The 14,245-nt window shown below is 58.0% G+C and carries 16 protein-coding genes; 8 read left to right on the top strand and 8 right to left on the bottom strand.

Translation table 11 applies throughout. The annotated features are described in order from the left end of the window. The first annotated feature begins 504 nt into the window (after positions 1-504). Genes JOE39_RS08505 through JOE39_RS08490 form a run of 4 tightly spaced genes read left to right on the top strand, consistent with a single transcriptional unit; the run spans position 505 to position 3,437 of the window. The gene (locus JOE39_RS08505) at positions 505-1,170 is read left to right on the top strand and encodes an amino acid ABC transporter permease (RefSeq protein WP_003318930.1); all 666 of its coding nucleotides are present in this window, start codon (positions 505-507) and stop codon (positions 1,168-1,170) included. Further along, on the top strand, positions 1,151-1,810 hold the full coding sequence (locus JOE39_RS08500; RefSeq protein ID WP_003318929.1) for an amino acid ABC transporter permease: 660 nt from the start codon (positions 1,151-1,153) through the stop codon (positions 1,808-1,810). Before JOE39_RS08505 ends, JOE39_RS08500 begins: the two co-directional genes overlap by 20 nt. Then, a complete protein-coding gene (locus tag JOE39_RS08495) occupies positions 1,807-2,568 on the top strand; it encodes an amino acid ABC transporter ATP-binding protein (protein ID WP_003349498.1) in 762 nt (253 codons plus the stop codon). The genes JOE39_RS08500 and JOE39_RS08495 overlap by 4 nt, the downstream gene beginning before the upstream one ends. Before the next feature lie 44 nt (positions 2,569-2,612). Then, entirely contained in the window at positions 2,613-3,437 is an 825-nt protein-coding gene (locus JOE39_RS08490; RefSeq protein WP_050511508.1) for a transporter substrate-binding domain-containing protein, read from the top strand. 59 nt (positions 3,438-3,496) lie between these two features. On the opposite strand, the gene JOE39_RS08485 is transcribed toward JOE39_RS08490, so the two are convergent. Then, positions 3,497-4,399, bottom strand: coding sequence for a LysR family transcriptional regulator (locus tag JOE39_RS08485; protein WP_017278569.1), 903 nt, complete (start codon positions 4,397-4,399; stop codon positions 3,497-3,499). Positions 4,400-4,538: 139 nt separating this feature from the next. Between JOE39_RS08485 and JOE39_RS08480 the strand changes: the two genes are divergently transcribed. Continuing rightward, positions 4,539-5,636: an NADH:flavin oxidoreductase gene (locus JOE39_RS08480; RefSeq protein ID WP_210077468.1), complete on the top strand. Its 1,098-nt coding sequence runs from the start codon at positions 4,539-4,541 to the stop codon at positions 5,634-5,636. A gap of 16 nt (positions 5,637-5,652) precedes the next feature. Here JOE39_RS08480 and JOE39_RS08475 read toward each other — a convergent pair whose 3' ends face one another. From JOE39_RS08475 to JOE39_RS08455, 5 genes are all read right to left on the bottom strand, one after another. After that, a complete protein-coding gene (locus JOE39_RS08475; RefSeq protein WP_210077470.1) occupies positions 5,653-6,309 on the bottom strand; it encodes an NAD(P)H-binding protein in 657 nt (218 codons plus the stop codon). A 60-nt stretch (positions 6,310-6,369) separates the two neighbouring features. Then, on the bottom strand, positions 6,370-6,756 hold the full coding sequence (locus tag JOE39_RS08470; RefSeq protein ID WP_004404979.1) for a nuclear transport factor 2 family protein: 387 nt from the start codon (positions 6,754-6,756) through the stop codon (positions 6,370-6,372). A gap of 61 nt (positions 6,757-6,817) precedes the next feature. Then, positions 6,818-7,561, bottom strand: coding sequence for an SDR family oxidoreductase (locus tag JOE39_RS08465; protein ID WP_210077472.1), 744 nt, complete (start codon positions 7,559-7,561; stop codon positions 6,818-6,820). A gap of 70 nt (positions 7,562-7,631) precedes the next feature. Then, complete coding sequence (locus JOE39_RS08460; protein WP_004404982.1) at positions 7,632-8,735, bottom strand: alkene reductase; 1,104 nt, start codon at positions 8,733-8,735, stop codon at positions 7,632-7,634. A gap of 57 nt (positions 8,736-8,792) precedes the next feature. Next, positions 8,793-9,374 carry a TetR/AcrR family transcriptional regulator gene (locus tag JOE39_RS08455; protein WP_004404984.1) on the bottom strand — a complete coding sequence of 194 codons (582 nt, stop codon included), beginning with the start codon at positions 9,372-9,374 and terminating at the stop codon, positions 8,793-8,795. A 166-nt stretch (positions 9,375-9,540) separates the two neighbouring features. On the opposite strand from JOE39_RS08455, the gene JOE39_RS08450 reads away from it, so the two are divergent. From JOE39_RS08450 to JOE39_RS08440, 3 genes are all read left to right on the top strand, one after another. Beyond that, positions 9,541-9,834 (top strand): metal-sensing transcriptional repressor, encoded by a 294-nt coding sequence (locus JOE39_RS08450; protein WP_003318923.1) that lies wholly within the window; start codon positions 9,541-9,543, stop codon positions 9,832-9,834. A 7-nt stretch (positions 9,835-9,841) separates the two neighbouring features. Continuing rightward, a complete protein-coding gene (locus JOE39_RS08445; protein WP_210077474.1) occupies positions 9,842-10,741 on the top strand; it encodes a nickel/cobalt efflux protein RcnA in 900 nt (299 codons plus the stop codon). Between the two features lie 178 nt (positions 10,742-10,919). Continuing rightward, positions 10,920-11,345 carry a VOC family protein gene (locus JOE39_RS08440; protein WP_003364399.1) on the top strand — a complete coding sequence of 142 codons (426 nt, stop codon included), beginning with the start codon at positions 10,920-10,922 and terminating at the stop codon, positions 11,343-11,345. A gap of 54 nt (positions 11,346-11,399) precedes the next feature. Here JOE39_RS08440 and JOE39_RS08435 read toward each other — a convergent pair whose 3' ends face one another. Together JOE39_RS08435 and JOE39_RS08430 are read right to left on the bottom strand one after the other, a co-directional pair. Beyond that, entirely contained in the window at positions 11,400-12,272 is an 873-nt protein-coding gene (locus JOE39_RS08435; RefSeq protein ID WP_004404992.1) for a LysR family transcriptional regulator, read from the bottom strand. Positions 12,273-12,330: 58 nt separating this feature from the next. Beyond that, entirely contained in the window at positions 12,331-14,184 is a 1,854-nt protein-coding gene (locus JOE39_RS08430) for an ABC transporter ATP-binding protein (RefSeq protein WP_057445345.1), read from the bottom strand. Positions 14,185-14,245: the final 61 nt, after the last annotated feature.

Below are 14,245 nucleotides of genomic sequence, written 5' to 3'. Positions count from 1 at the left end.
CGAAGGCGGTGTACGGCGCATGGAAGGTCCTCTTCAAGTCGAGCACAGTGCTTCAGCACTGATTTCTTAAGACCGTATTCTTATGAGGGGGACGCTGTAAAAGTCTTTTTTCTTCTAAGCTAATATAGGATTTTATGATTTATAAGATGGTTTATTATGCTTAATTAGTATTTTTTCAGATGCTTGCTGTTTCGGGCACCGAACAACGTTGGCGAAAACGAAAAAGCCCTCGATTTGAGGGGCTTTCTGTCTTTGTCACCGTGCAGCCCATCCGCTCTGGATAGGTCATTGCATAGGAAGCAGGAAGTGCTTCCAGCTGTATTCAGACTTTTCTGACGCAGTCAGATGACAATTCAGGCGTGTGTGATTTTTCGCGCTCTATGCTTATTCTAAAAAGATATTAAATTTATAAAAAACAGAAGGTTAAGCTATATATCAATACATAAGTTCAAGGCCCCGCCTGATGTGTTTTCTGTACATGTACCTCGATGTGGATGGCCAGCAATGACCTTCGATTACGCATTTGCCATTTCCACCTTGCCTGCCTTCCTCAAAGCCGTTGGTGTCACCCTTCAGGTGGGGCTGATTGCAATCCTGACCTCGCTTACTGTAGCGGTCGTTAACGCTGCGATTGCCACGTTCAAGGTGCCGGTCCTGCATCGTCTGGTGCCGGTGTACGTCGAATTGGCGCGTAACACGCCATTGCTGATTCAATTGTTTTTCATCTATTTTGCCTTGCCGACGCTGGGGATTCGCGTGTCGGGTTTCGCGTCGGCAGTGATTGCGATGACCTTTCTCGGCGGTGCTTACCTGACCGAGATTCTGCGCGCTGGCATAGAGGCCGTGCCCAAGGCTCAGATCGAGTCGGGGTTGTCCATCGGACTGTCCCGCTGGCAGCTACTGCGCCACGTGATTCTGCCGCAGGCGGGCATCCTCAGCCTGCCGGCACTGTTCGCCAATTTCGTCTTTCTGCTCAAGGAAACCACCGTGGTCTCGGCTGTCGCGGTGCCGGAAATTCTCTACACCACCAAAAGCTACATTGCCCTGTATTACAAAACCTACGAGATGCTCGCGGTGATGACCGGCCTGTGCGTGTTGCTGTTCCTGCCGTTGTCTTTGTTACTCGGTCTTCTGGAAAGGAGGCTCCAGCATGGCCAGTTCGGGTCTTGAGTTGTTGTGGGTGTCTGCGCCGCAGTTGATCACGGGGGCAGGGCGCACATTAGGGATTTCACTGTTGGCAATCGTTTTCAGCAGTCTTGGCGGCCTGTGTTACGGCGTGCTGCGCAGCCTTGGCAAACGCTGGCTGGAGGTGCCGTTGCGGATCTATCTGGAGCTGTTCCGGGCGATTCCGGTACTGGTCTGGCTGTACTTGTTCTTCTTTGGGTTACCGATTTTCCTTGGCCTGAGCATTCCGGCGTTCTGGTGCGCGGTCCTGGTGCTTTCTTTGTGGGGGGCCAGCGAGGTCGGTGAGGTAGTGCGCGGCGGGCTGCGTTCGATTCCACGCGGGCAACGCGAAGCAGGCTTGGCAATCGGTCTTGGTCTGGGCCAGTTGTATGGTCGCGTGCTGTTGCCACAGGCACTCAAGCGGCTGACGCCGCCGGTGATCAATGTCTATACGCGGCTCATCAAGACCAGCTCGCTAGCTGTCCTGATCGGAGTCGTGGACGTGACCAAGGTCGGCCAGCAGATCATCGAGCGCACGTACGAATCGGTGCTGATCTACGGCTTCCTGTTTCTATTCTTTTTTATCGTTTGTTATCCGCTGTCGGCCGCCTCGCGTGTGCTTGAACGGCGCTGGAATCACGCATGAGCACATTGATCGAACTGTCCGGTTTCAGCAAAAACTTCGGTGACACTCCGGTGCTCCGAGACATCGACCTGAGCGTGAAAGAGGGCGAAGTCGTGGTGATTCTTGGCCCCAGCGGGTGCGGCAAGAGCACATTGCTGCGCTGCCTCAACGGCCTCGAACTCGGTCATGCCGGCAGCCTGCGCTTTGCCGGCAAGGCGCTGCCCGCCAACGCCGACTGGCGGCTGGTCAGGCAGCAAATCGGCATGGTCTTTCAGAGCTATCACCTGTTTCCGCACATGACCGTACTCGACAATATTCTGCTCGGCCCGTTGCGCGTGCAAAAACGTAGTGCAGCCGAGGCTCGTCAGCAGGCCGAGGCATTACTGCAGCGGGTGGGCCTGACGGAAAAACGTGATGCCTATCCGCGCGAGCTGTCCGGCGGCCAGCAGCAGCGTATCGCTATCGTGCGTGCGCTGTGCATGAACCCCAAAGTCATGCTGTTCGATGAGGTGACCGCAGCCCTTGATCCGGAAATGGTCAAGGAAGTACTGGAAGTGATCCTCGACCTCGCCCAGGGCGGGATGACCATGCTCATCGTCACCCACGAAATGGCCTTCGCGCGCGCGGTGGCCGACCGAATCCTGTTCATGGACCGCGGCCGGATCGCGGAACAGAACGACCCCGAAACTTTCTTCAGCGCCCCGCAGACCGCACGCGCGCAGCAGTTCCTGGAGAGGTTCTCCTACGTGGAAAACATGCCAAAAAGGAAAGCATCGTGAGCTTCAAAACTGCCCTCGTATTACCGTTGATTGCCTTCACCCTGATGGCGGGTTGCGACAAGCCTGCCGAGCAGAAGCCCGTGGCCAAGGCTGCCCCTTCACCGTCCAGCAGTTACCTGGAAACCATCAAGGCTCGCGACAAGCTGATTGTCGGCGTGTTCAGCGATAAACCGCCTTTTGGCTTCGTCAACGAGCAGGGCCAGTACGTCGGTTTCGACACTGACCTGGGCAAGCGTTTCGCCAAGGACCTGTTGGGCGACGAGAAGAAGATCGAGTTCGTAGTGGTCGAACCTGCCAGCCGCATACCGTTTCTGCAGAGCGACAAGGTAGATTTGATTCTGGCCAACATGACGGTTACGCCGGAACGTCGAGAGGCAGTGGATTTCACCAACCCGAATCTGCGTGTTGCAGTTCAGGCACTGGTGCCGCAAGCCAGTCCGGTCAAGACGCTGGACGATCTGGCGAGCAAGACCACCATCGTCACCACCGGCACCACGGCTGATCTCTGGCTGACGAAAAATCATCCTGACTGGAAAGTGCTGAAGTTCGAGAAAAACTCCGAGTCGCTGCAAGCGCTGGCCAATGGTCGCGGTGATGCCTATGCGCAGGACAATCTGGTGCTGTTCAGCTGGGCGAAGAAAAACCCCGGCTATCGCGTGCTGGAGCAGAAACTCGGTGACGAAGCGCCAATCGCTCCTGCCGTCAAAAAAGGCAATATCGAACTGCGCGACTGGGTGAACACCGAACTGGCCAGGCTGGGCGAAGAGAAATACCTGCTCAAGCTCTATGATCAGTATGTACGCCCAGAGCTGGCCGAGGGCACAGACCCCAATGCGGTCATCGTCGAAGGCGGAAGGTGGAAGCCTTGATGGCTATGATCTGATTTCCGCGGATGGAGCGCGAACCGGCGAGAGGCCGGTTCGTTTGTCTACAGCGTGGCACCGCCTGCAACTGCCTTGCTCTCAAGCTCTGCTTCGAGGCGATCGACGAACAAGCGTACCCGGTGAGGGACGCGCTGTCGGGTTGGCAATACCGCCGTGACAGACAACTGCTCGGGGATGACGTCCTCGAAGTGTATCTGCAGAAGGCTGCCTTCACGGATTTCCTGCTGAACATCCCAATAGGTCAGCATCGCCAGCCCGAGGCCCTGTTTGCACGCCGTGCGCACCGCTTCGACGCTGTTGGCCGAGAACGCCCCCTGAGCGCGAATGGCCACCGGCTCGCCTTCTCTGATGAACGGCCAGTAAGGCATCGCATGCAAGGTTATGCACGGGTGTTGACGAAGTTCGTCAAGGATTGATGGCTGGCCGTGCCGTGCCAGGTAGTCGGGGCTTGCACACACGACCCGGGGGTTGGGCGCCAGCGATCTGGCCACCAGCGCGGAGTCACGTATCGTGGCGATCCGAATGGCGACATCGATGCCCAGCCCGGCGATGTCCACGATGCTGTCCGACAGCGTCAGGTCGATACTCAGTGCCGGGTTCTCCTGCATCAACGCAGGCAGCAGCGGCATGATGACGGTCTGACCAAACACGCTGGGGGCAGTGACCCGCAATACGCCATTGGCCGTACCCGCATCGGCTTTCAGCGTTGCACGGGCGGTTTCGCTGGCGTGGAGCATGGTTTTGGCATGCGGCAGAAACACTTCGCCTTCCGGCGTCAGTGATACCGAGCGGGTGGTGCGGTGAACCAGCCTGACGCCCAGGTCGTTTTCCAGCGCAGCCAGACGTCTGGAGATTGCCATCGGCGACAACCCGAGTCGACGCGCCGCTTCCGACAGGCTCCTGCTGGAGGCAATGGCGGCGAACACCTCTATATCAGATATTTGCACGGATTCTATCCATTTTCGTTAAAGCGCCTTATCTGCACGGCCGGGTTCCAATGGGCTGCGCCAGCCCTTAACGTTGCTGCAGGTTCTGTCAATGACTGCGGGCAATTCGCAGCCGGTCTGCACAGTGAGGATTTGAAGTATGAGCGAGACAAACAAACACGTTACAGCTCCGTTCGATAGAGGTCATCTGAAACTGAAGAACAGGTTTGCGGTGGCGCCCATGACACGTGTGAGCGCGGACGAGCAGGGCAGTGCAACGCAGACCATGGCGCGCTACTACGAGCGGTTCGCCAAGGGCGGTTTTGGCCTGATCATCACCGAGGGCAACTACACCGATCGCAGTTCTTCCCAAGGCTACCGCTTCCAGCCCGGGCTCACCGATGACGAGCAAGCTCAGGCCTGGCGTGCCACGACCGATGCTGTGCACCGCCATGGCAGTGTCATGATTGCGCAGCTCATGCACGCCGGTGCGCTCAGTCAGGCTAATCGCTTCGTCAGCGAGTCGGTGGGTCCTTCGGCCATTCGTCCCAAGGGCGAACAGATGGCGTTCTATTACGGCGCGGGCAGCTACCGGATTCCGCGGGCGATGAGTGACAAGGATATTGCCGAGGCCATTGACGGGTTCGCCCACGCGGCGCAACTGGCTATCGGCACTGCAGGCTTCGACGGTGTCGAGATACATGGTGCGAACGGCTACCTGCTCGATCAGTTTTTGACCGACTACAGCAATCAGCGCACCGATCAATGGGGCGGTGAGGTCGGACAGCGTCTGCGACTGACGCTCGAGGTCATCGCCGCAGTGAAAAAAGTCGCCGGGCAGGCACCGGTGGGCGTGCGTCTCTCACAAGGCAAGGTCAACGACTTTCAGCACAAATGGGCGGGGGGCGAGCGCGATGCCGAAATCATTTTCGCTGCGCTGGCCGATGCCGGCGTCGATTACATCCATGTGACCGAACACGAAGCATGGCAGCCGGCGTTTGCCCAGGGTCAAGCCAGCCTGGTCGAACTGGCCAGTCGCTACGCGCCGGATGTCACGCTGATCGCCAATGGCGGCCTGCACGATCCGCAAAAAGCCGACCAGGTGCTTCGTGAAGGCGCGGACATCATCGCGGTGGGCAAGGGGGCGCTGGCCAATCCGGACCTGCCAGAGTTGTTGCGTCAGGGCGCGGCACTCCGCGACTTCGATCCAGCTATTCTCGGGCCGATTGCCAATATCAAGGACAGTGAGTTGGTGTAGGCGTTGCTGACAAGCATCAGCGCCGGCTGAGCGTGCGTAACGCCACGTAGACAGGCGTTGCGCCCTGGGTCAGTTCGATGATCTGCCGGGATATCTCGATTCGGTCGACCAGTGCAGCCAGGAAAGCGGCTACGTCATCGCGCGGTATTTCGCTATACGCGACAGCCGGACCTGCGCTGACCTCACCGGTACCCGCGCTGTCGACCAGGGTGCCTGGCCTTAGAATCACCCAGTCCAGTGCGGAAGAGGCCAGATACACATCGGCTTGTTTTTTCACCCGCATGTAATTCTCGAATCCAGCGGAGGTGTCTGTACCGCGTGCAGCTTCAGGAAATGCCGACACCAGCAGAAAGCGACTGACCCCGGCAAGCACAGCGGCCTCAACAGCGGTCTCCAGGCCCTTGCCATCAATGGCGTTGGTCAGCTCAATGCCTGCGCCGCCAGCCCCAGCGGTGAAAACCACGACATCGCTGCCTGTCATCGCAGCGGACAAACGAGAAGCGTCCAGCTCGGTGAGGTTGCCGAGCAATGGTATGGCGCCAGTCGCTTTGATTGCCGCCGACTGTTCTTCTTTTCGGTGCAGTGCGATCACTTCATGACCGCCGCCGCCAAGGTTTTTCAGAAGGCGCTGGCCGACCTTTCCGGCTGCGCCGATGACAAAAACTTTTGACATGAAATCTTCCTCTGGTGGGTCGTGCGCCGACGCTCAGCACTATCGGCGCAATCAGCCGTGTTAGCCTTCAAATTGATGGTAGACCTTGGCAATCACTTTCCAGCTGTCGTCGATTTTGATCAGCGTCAGGTAGTCGTTGTAGTCCGCACCAATGGCATCCTTTTCCATATCGACCCGGACCACTGCCGTGGTGGGCGTAATGGCAAGGACGTCCAGACGCGTCGTTATGTCTGGAGCGGTACCATTGGTTTCGACGAAGGTGTACAGGTTGCTGATCGGTCCACCCAGCAGTTGACCATTGGTGAAACCATACATCACTGCATCTTTGTGGAATGCTTCCTCGATAGTGGCAACGCTGCCTGTACGCAAGCCTTCTACGTACTTGCTGGCCGTTGCGATAACTGCGTTGTAGTCGTTGGTCGGGACGGCTTTGATGTTATTGCTCATGGGTGTTACTCCTGGGTTGGGAACTGATTGCATGGCAGGTGAATCAGGATCGCCTGCCTGATTACCAGTCCTGACGGGTTGGCGAGATGATCAGATCGTTCATGGTTACGTTGGCTGGCTGATTGAGGGCGTAGATCACGGCGCGGCTGATATCCTCAGGCGCAATGGCGATTTCATTAAGCGCTTTGGCCGCCTTGCGGCCCTCGGGATCTGTGACCTTGTCGGCCCAGCCGGTATTGATCATGCCGGGGCTGACAGTGCTGACGCGCAGACCGTGCTGCACGCCCAGCTCCTTGCGCATCGATTCGGTCATCGCCTGGACAAAGAACTTGGTAGCGCTGTAAACGCCGGCTGCCGGGCCGACCTGATGACCTGCGACCGAGTCCATGTTCAGGATCTGACCAGACTTCTGTTCGATCATGAACGGCAGAACTGCCGCTATGGAGTTCAGGTAGCCCTTGATGTTCACGTCGACCATCGCGTGCCAGTCCCGGGTTGCGAGATCGACCCAGTTGGAGAACAGCATCAGGCCTGCGTTATTGACCAGAATGTCCACAGAGCCATAGGTGTCATTGGCGAACTGTGCCATCCGCTGTGTTTCGTCAGCGCTGGTTACGTCAGTTACGCAGCTCACTGCTCTGTAACCGGAAGCCTGTAGTTCACTGATCATAGCGACCAGCCCTTCTTCATCCCGGGCGGCCGCTACGACATTGGCACCATAGGCTGCTAGTGATTTGGCTGTTGCCGCGCCGATCCCCGACGAGGCGCCGGTGACGATTACTGTTTTCTTGTCGAGATAATTCATGTCGTGTTTTTCCTTTATCGCGGTATTTCCGGCATCCGGGAGTTGATGGTGGGGAGGAGCCGGCTCTGGCTTAGTAATTACCCATTGGCCAGTCGATATAGCCTTTGGCACCGCCGCCGTAGTACGACTCACGAGGTGCAATGGTCAGCTCGGCACCATGGCGCAGACGGGCGACGAGATCGGGGTTGGATATGAACAAGCGACCGAAAGCCACCGCGTCGATCTTGCCCTGCGCCCGGCGCTCGATCGCCATCTCCAGGTCATAGTTGTTATTGCCAATGAACGGACCGTTGAACCGGGCGCTCAGTGCATCCATGTCGACACCTTCCGGCACTTCACGGGAGGTGGCAGTGGCGCCTTCGACAAAGTGCAGATAGGCCAGATTGAATGTGTTCAGTTGCTGGATCAGGTAGCCATGAAGGCCCATGACGTTGCTGTCGGGCGGGGTATTCCCGGCATCGGGCGTTACCGGAGACAAACGAATACCCACGCGGTCACTGCCCCAGATATCCACGATGGCCTGGGTGACTTCCAGCGTCAGGCGAGCGCGGTTTTCTATCGAGCCGCCATACTGGTCGGTGCGCTGATTGGTCGAGTCGCGCAGAAACTGGTCCAGCAGGTAGCTGTTGGCCGAATGGACTTCAACGCCATCAAAACCGGCCCTTTTGGCGTTCTCTGCGGCGTGTTTGTATTGCTCGATGATGCCGGGGATTTCGCCGGTTTCCAGTGCGCGCGGCATGGAGACTGGTACAAAACCGTCGACGGTGTAGGTATTGCCCTCGGCCTTGATGGCGGACGGGGCTACCGGTGCCTCGCCATTGGGTTGCAGGTCGACACTGGAGAATCGCCCCACATGCCATAGCTGGCTGACAATCTTGCCTCCTGCTGCATGCACAGCGTCGGTGACTGCCCGCCAGCCTGCGACTTGTTGATCACTCCAGATCCCCGGGGTCGCGGCATAGCCTCGACCCTGAGCGGAAATGTTTGTCGCCTCGGCGACGATCAGCCCTGCCGTAGCGCGTTGCGCGTAGTAGGTTGCGTGCAGTTCATTGGGAACACCATCCTCGCCATAGCGGCTGCGTGTTACCGGTGCCATCACGATACGGTTCGCCAGCTCCATAGAGCCCATGGTGACGGGTGAAAACAGGTCGGTAGTGTTATGGGTGTCATTCATCAAATACTCCACATAGTAGACCAGTCGTCTACTTAAAAGACTAAAAAAAAATGCCTGCTACCGCAGCAGGCGCTTGGTCATGGTCAGTGCTTTCTCGAAAGGTTCGGTGGACCTGTTCACCTTCGCCAGAAGGGAAGCGCCAAGCCATAGCTGATACAGGGACTCTGCGAATCCTTCATGATCGCCCTCGGGATGAATACTGTCATCGGCGACGCCCATGTCTACACAGGCAGTCAGGCGTTTAATGATGTTTGCTGTGCCGACCTCGAGCACACCACGCATGTCTTCAGACAGATCGCAGACTTCCGCCCCCAGCTTGACGACCAGACACTTGCCTTCGGGAAGGTCGGTGCCCTGGGTTTCTATCCAATAGTTGAAGTAGGCCATTAACCGCTCGGCACCACTTCCCGGACGTGCCATGAGGGCGTCGACTCGGCCCAGGTACTCGGAAAAATACTCTTCCAGCAGCGCCTGACCGAATTCTTCCTTCGATTTGAAATAGTAATAGAACGAGCCTTTGGGTACCCCAGCCGTGCTTAATACCTCGGCGAGGCCAACGGCGGTATAGCCTTTGTTCGTCATGAGCGAGCGGGCCACATCAATGATGTGCTGTCGCATGTCCTGGGCTGGTTTCTTCATAATGCCAAGCATCCTAAACGTAAACCGACCAGTCGTCTAGTAAGTTTTCGGGGAATCTGCCTGCGCAAAAAAGAGCCTTAGTAAATGTATATCGCATAGGCTTTGACTGTATCCCCCCTGGGGGGATAGAGTGCCGGTCTGAATCACCCAGACTGGAGCTCGATCCATGAGTGAACACGACCATCCCCACGGCCATACGCACCAGTCCCACGAAGCTGTCATCAAGCGCCTGAAACGGGCCGACGGTCATTTGCGCGGCATCATCACCATGATCGAAGAAGGGCGCGAGTGTGTGGACATCGCCCAGCAGTTGCACGCGGTCGAGAAAGCGGTGTGCCAGGCCAAGCGCACGTTGATTCAGGATCATATCGATCACTGCCTCGAAGACACGCTCGGTTCACTCGCCAGGGGCGAGCGGGCACCGCTGGAAGCCTTCAAGCAAATCACCAAATACCTTTAGGTCTCGCATGCCCAACTTCGTCGAGTTGTTGCAGCAAGGTGGTTCGCATGCCTGGCTGTATTTCCCCAGTGCCATTTTGCTGGGCGCGTTGCACGGGCTAGAGCCCGGGCATTCGAAAACCATGATGGCGGCGTTCATTGTGGCCATTCGTGGCTCGGTGAAACAGGCTGTGATGCTTGGCGTCGCAGCTACCGTTTCGCACACCGCCGTTGTCTGGCTGGTGGCCATCGGCGGGATGTATCTGGGGCAGGGGCTGGACGCTGAAACCACGGAGCCTTACTTTCAGCTCGCGTCGTCTGCCGTGATCATCGCCATTGCATTGTGGATGCTGTGGCGCACCTGGTGTGGCGAGCAGCTGTATAAGTTCGAAAGTGCCCGGCTGAGTCACGGGCATACAGGCCATGGCCATGAGCACGACGTGGACTCCCATGAGCATGAGCATGAGCATGAGCATGAGCATGAGCATGAGCATGGTCACAGCCATGACCACAGCGATCTGGAAGGCTTGAACCTGAGCGCCGAAGGCTATCAGGACGCCCATGAAAAGGCCCATGCTGACGACATTCGCAAGCGCTTCACCCATCGCGAGGTCAGCAATGGCCAGATCCTGATGTTCGGATTGACCGGGGGCCTTATCCCTTGCCCGGCGGCCATCACCGTGCTGCTGCTGTGTCTGCAGGTGCAGCAGGTCACCCTGGGCGCGATGATGGTGATCTGTTTCAGCGTGGGGCTCGCCATTACGCTGGTCACTGTTGGCGCTGCCGCCGCCATCGGTGCGCGAAAAGCCTCGAATCGTTTTCCCTGGCTCAGTGCCGCCGCTCGACGCGCCCCTTATCTGTCCAGCGTCCTGATTATCTGTGTCGGGATGTATGTAGGGATCAACGGCTGGATCGGTCTGCACTCGTGAGATGGCCGGGTGTTTGAGACTGGCAGCTATCACAAAAATAATTTGTGTATCTTGAAAATATATATTGATTTTTATTGGCGTCGGCCGGCTTTAGCATGAGTGGACCTTGAAGAAGTCGCCGGGCAGCGAGCGCGTCGTCCGGCTTCACCCGCCACCAAGAGCTGCAACCGGAGTCCTGATGAGTCTTTCTCCTTTCCACCTTGCAATCCCGGTTTATGACTTGGCCGCGACACGTGCCTTCTACGGTGAAGTGTTCGGTCTTTCCGAAGGGCGCTCCAGCGATCAGTGGGTCGACTTCGATTTCTACGGGCACCAGTTGGTGATTCATGAACACCCGAAAACCGCCTCTCAAGAGAGCGTGCACAGCAACCCTGTAGACGGTCACGACGTGCCGGTTCCGCATTTCGGGATCATTCTGGAATGGGCCCAGTGGGAGGCCTTGGCCGAACGCTTGAAATCCTTCGGCACCGAGTTCGTCATCGAACCCTACATTCGTTTCAAGGGGCAGGTGGGTGAACAGGCCACCATGTTTCTTTTCGATCCCTGCGGTAATGCGCTTGAGTTCAAGGCCTTCAAGGACATGAGTCAGCTGTTCGCAAAATAGTAAAAAGCCTGGCGCGCACCACGTCGCGCCAGGCTTGCTTGAGTGGGCGCAACGCTAACCAGTCATCACGTGGTCATTAATCAGCTGCACCAGCGTGCTCACCGGTTCGGTCAGGCTGCGGCGAGCACGATGTACCAGGCCGATATCGCGATGGAACGTATGCGCTTTCAAGTCGATAGAGCGCACACCGGCGTGCCATGTCTGCAGGGTTGCCGTTTCCGGAACCAAGGCTACGCCGACGCCGTTGGCGACCAGTTTGATGATCGCATCCAGTTCATCGAGCTCGCAGACTTCGCGCAGCGAGACATGGGTCTGGCGCAGGAACCGGTCGACCTGACGGCCACCAAACGACGATCGATCGTAACGAATGAATGGATGAGCCGAAACCAGCTCGGCCCAGTCATCCCCCGGCATGTCGACAGGCACGATAAGGCGATAGGGCTCACGGACCAGTGTCGTCCAGCGCAGGTCGCTTTGCAGTGAGAACGGCGGGCGGATGATCGCTGCCATGTCAATTTCGCCAGCGTCCACCTGATTGACCAGGTCCATGGACAGGCCGGGGATGACACGCGTCCTGCACGCGGGGAATTGCTGATGAAACCGAGCGAGCGCTTCCGGCAGAAAGGAGCGTTGCACAGAGGCTATTGCGCCGATGGTCACCAGCACGCTGGCGGGCAACCCGACCGTAGTAGTGCCCAGGCTGCTGAACTGGCGCACCAGATCCTGACCTTGTAGCAACACTTGCTGCCCCATGCGGTTGAGCTGGGCTGAACGTCCTTTTCGGTCGAACAATTCGACGCCCAGTTCAGCTTCAAGGCGCTGCATCTGCGCACTGACAGCGGCCTGGGTCAGCCCGATCTTGCTGCCCGCCGCAGCGAAAGTGCCTTCTCTTGCCACGGCGATAAATGTTTTCAGTTCTTTGATCATGGGCAAAGAATAATTGTATTTTTACTGAAAGCACATTTGTTTATTTTGTTGTTGATGCCTATCCCATGTCCTCGGCCACACCCTGATCCTCACCGAGAAACCCGCCGCTCTGGTGCTGCCATAGCCGCGCATAGGTTCCGTTTTTGCCCAGCAGTTCGGCGTGGGTGCCTTGTTCGATGATGCGGCCGTCGTCCATGACAATCAGCCGGTCCATGGCGGCAATCGTGGACAGGCGGTGGGCGATGGCAATCACCGTCTTGCCTTGCATCATTTCATCGAGGCTCTCCTGAATCGCCACTTCGACTTCCGAGTCCAGCGCACTGGTGGCTTCGTCGAGCAGCAGGATCGGGGCGTTCTTGAGCATCACCCGGGCGATGGCGACGCGTTGGCGTTGTCCGCCCGACAGCTTGATACCGCGCTCACCCACCAGCGTGTCGTAGCCACTGTGGCCTTGTTTGTCGCTCAGTTGGCTGATGAACCCGTCGGCTTGCGCACTCGCCGCAGCGCTGCGGATTTGCTCATCAGTCGCGTCGGGGCGTCCGTAGGCGATGTTGTCGCGAATGGAGCGGTGCAGCAGCGAGGTGTCCTGCGTGACCATGCCGATGGCACTGCGCAAGCTGTCCTGAGTGACGTGCGCAATGTCTTGCCCATCAATGCTGATCGACCCCTTGTCCACGTCATAAAAGCGCAGCAGCAGGTTGATGAGCGTGGATTTGCCGGCACCGGAGCGACCCACCAGGCCGATTTTTTCACCAGGACGAATGGTCAGGCTCAGGGCATCGAGCACCTGACGTTCGCCGTTGTAATTGAAGCTCACGTTATCGAAGGTGACCGCGCCACCGCGGGTGACCAGAGCCTTCGCGTCTGGTGCATCCTCGACCTTGGGACCGCGGGTCAAGGTTTCCATGCCGTCCTGAACGGTGCCGATGTTCTCGAATAGCGAGGTCATCTGCCACATGATCCAGTGCGACATGCCGTTGATACGCAACGCCATGGCGGTGATCGCCGCGACCGCACCGGTGCCGACCTGGCCCTGGTGCCACAGCCACAGGGCGTAACCGCCAGCACCCATGATCAGCGCGACCACCAGTGCCTGATTGACGATCTCGAATTGGCTGACCAGACGCATCTGGGCCAGGCCGGTGAGCTTGAAGTCCTCCATCGCGGCCCGCGCGAAATGCGCTTCACGCTTGGAGTGCGAGAACAGCTTTACCGTGGTGATGTTGGTGTACGCGTCCGAGACACGTCCGGTCATCGATGAGCGCGCGTTGGCCTGCTCCTGGCCGACCTTGCCCAAGCGTGGCACGAAGTACAGCATGGCCAGACCGAACAGCATCAGCCAGCCAAGGAAAGGCAGCATCAGTTTCAGGTCGAAGCCGCCGGCCAGGGCGATGATCGCGATGAAGTAGACGCCGATACCGAGGACGATTTCGACGATCGTGAACAGCACCTCGCGCACTGACAGCGCTGTCTGCATCACCTTGGTGGTGACGCGGCCGGAGAACTCATCGGAGAAAAAAGACAGGCTTTGCCGCAACATCAATCGATGGAAGTCCCAACGCAGCCGCAGGGGCAGGTTGATCGCCAATACCTGGTGCTGCACCATCGTGCGCAATGCCACCAGCACGATGCTGCTCAGCAATACCAGGCCGATGCCCCACAGCACGCTACTTTCCTGCACGGCCGTATCGCCGCCCGCCTTCCAGGTGGACAGCAGGTCCACGACCTGCCCGAGGAAGGAAAACAGCCAGGCTTCGTAAATCGACACACCGGCACACAGCAGCGCAAACGCAAGGATGTAACCGCGTGCCCCTCGCGTGCAGGCCCAGAGAAACCTTGCCAGGCCGTCAGGTGGCGGCGGCACTTCGTCAGGCGGGAAGGGGTCAAGCCATTTTTCAAACGCGCGAAGCATGGTGTTCTCCAAAAAAATCAGTGCAAAGAGTCTGGCGTCCTCGACGCCTCCCGAACCTCTT

It is taken from the genome of Pseudomonas sp. PvP100 (genome assembly GCF_017833055.1).
Classification (GTDB): domain Bacteria; phylum Pseudomonadota; class Gammaproteobacteria; order Pseudomonadales; family Pseudomonadaceae; genus Aquipseudomonas; species Aquipseudomonas syringae.
This window is presented reverse-complemented; position numbering and strand designations above follow the sequence as displayed.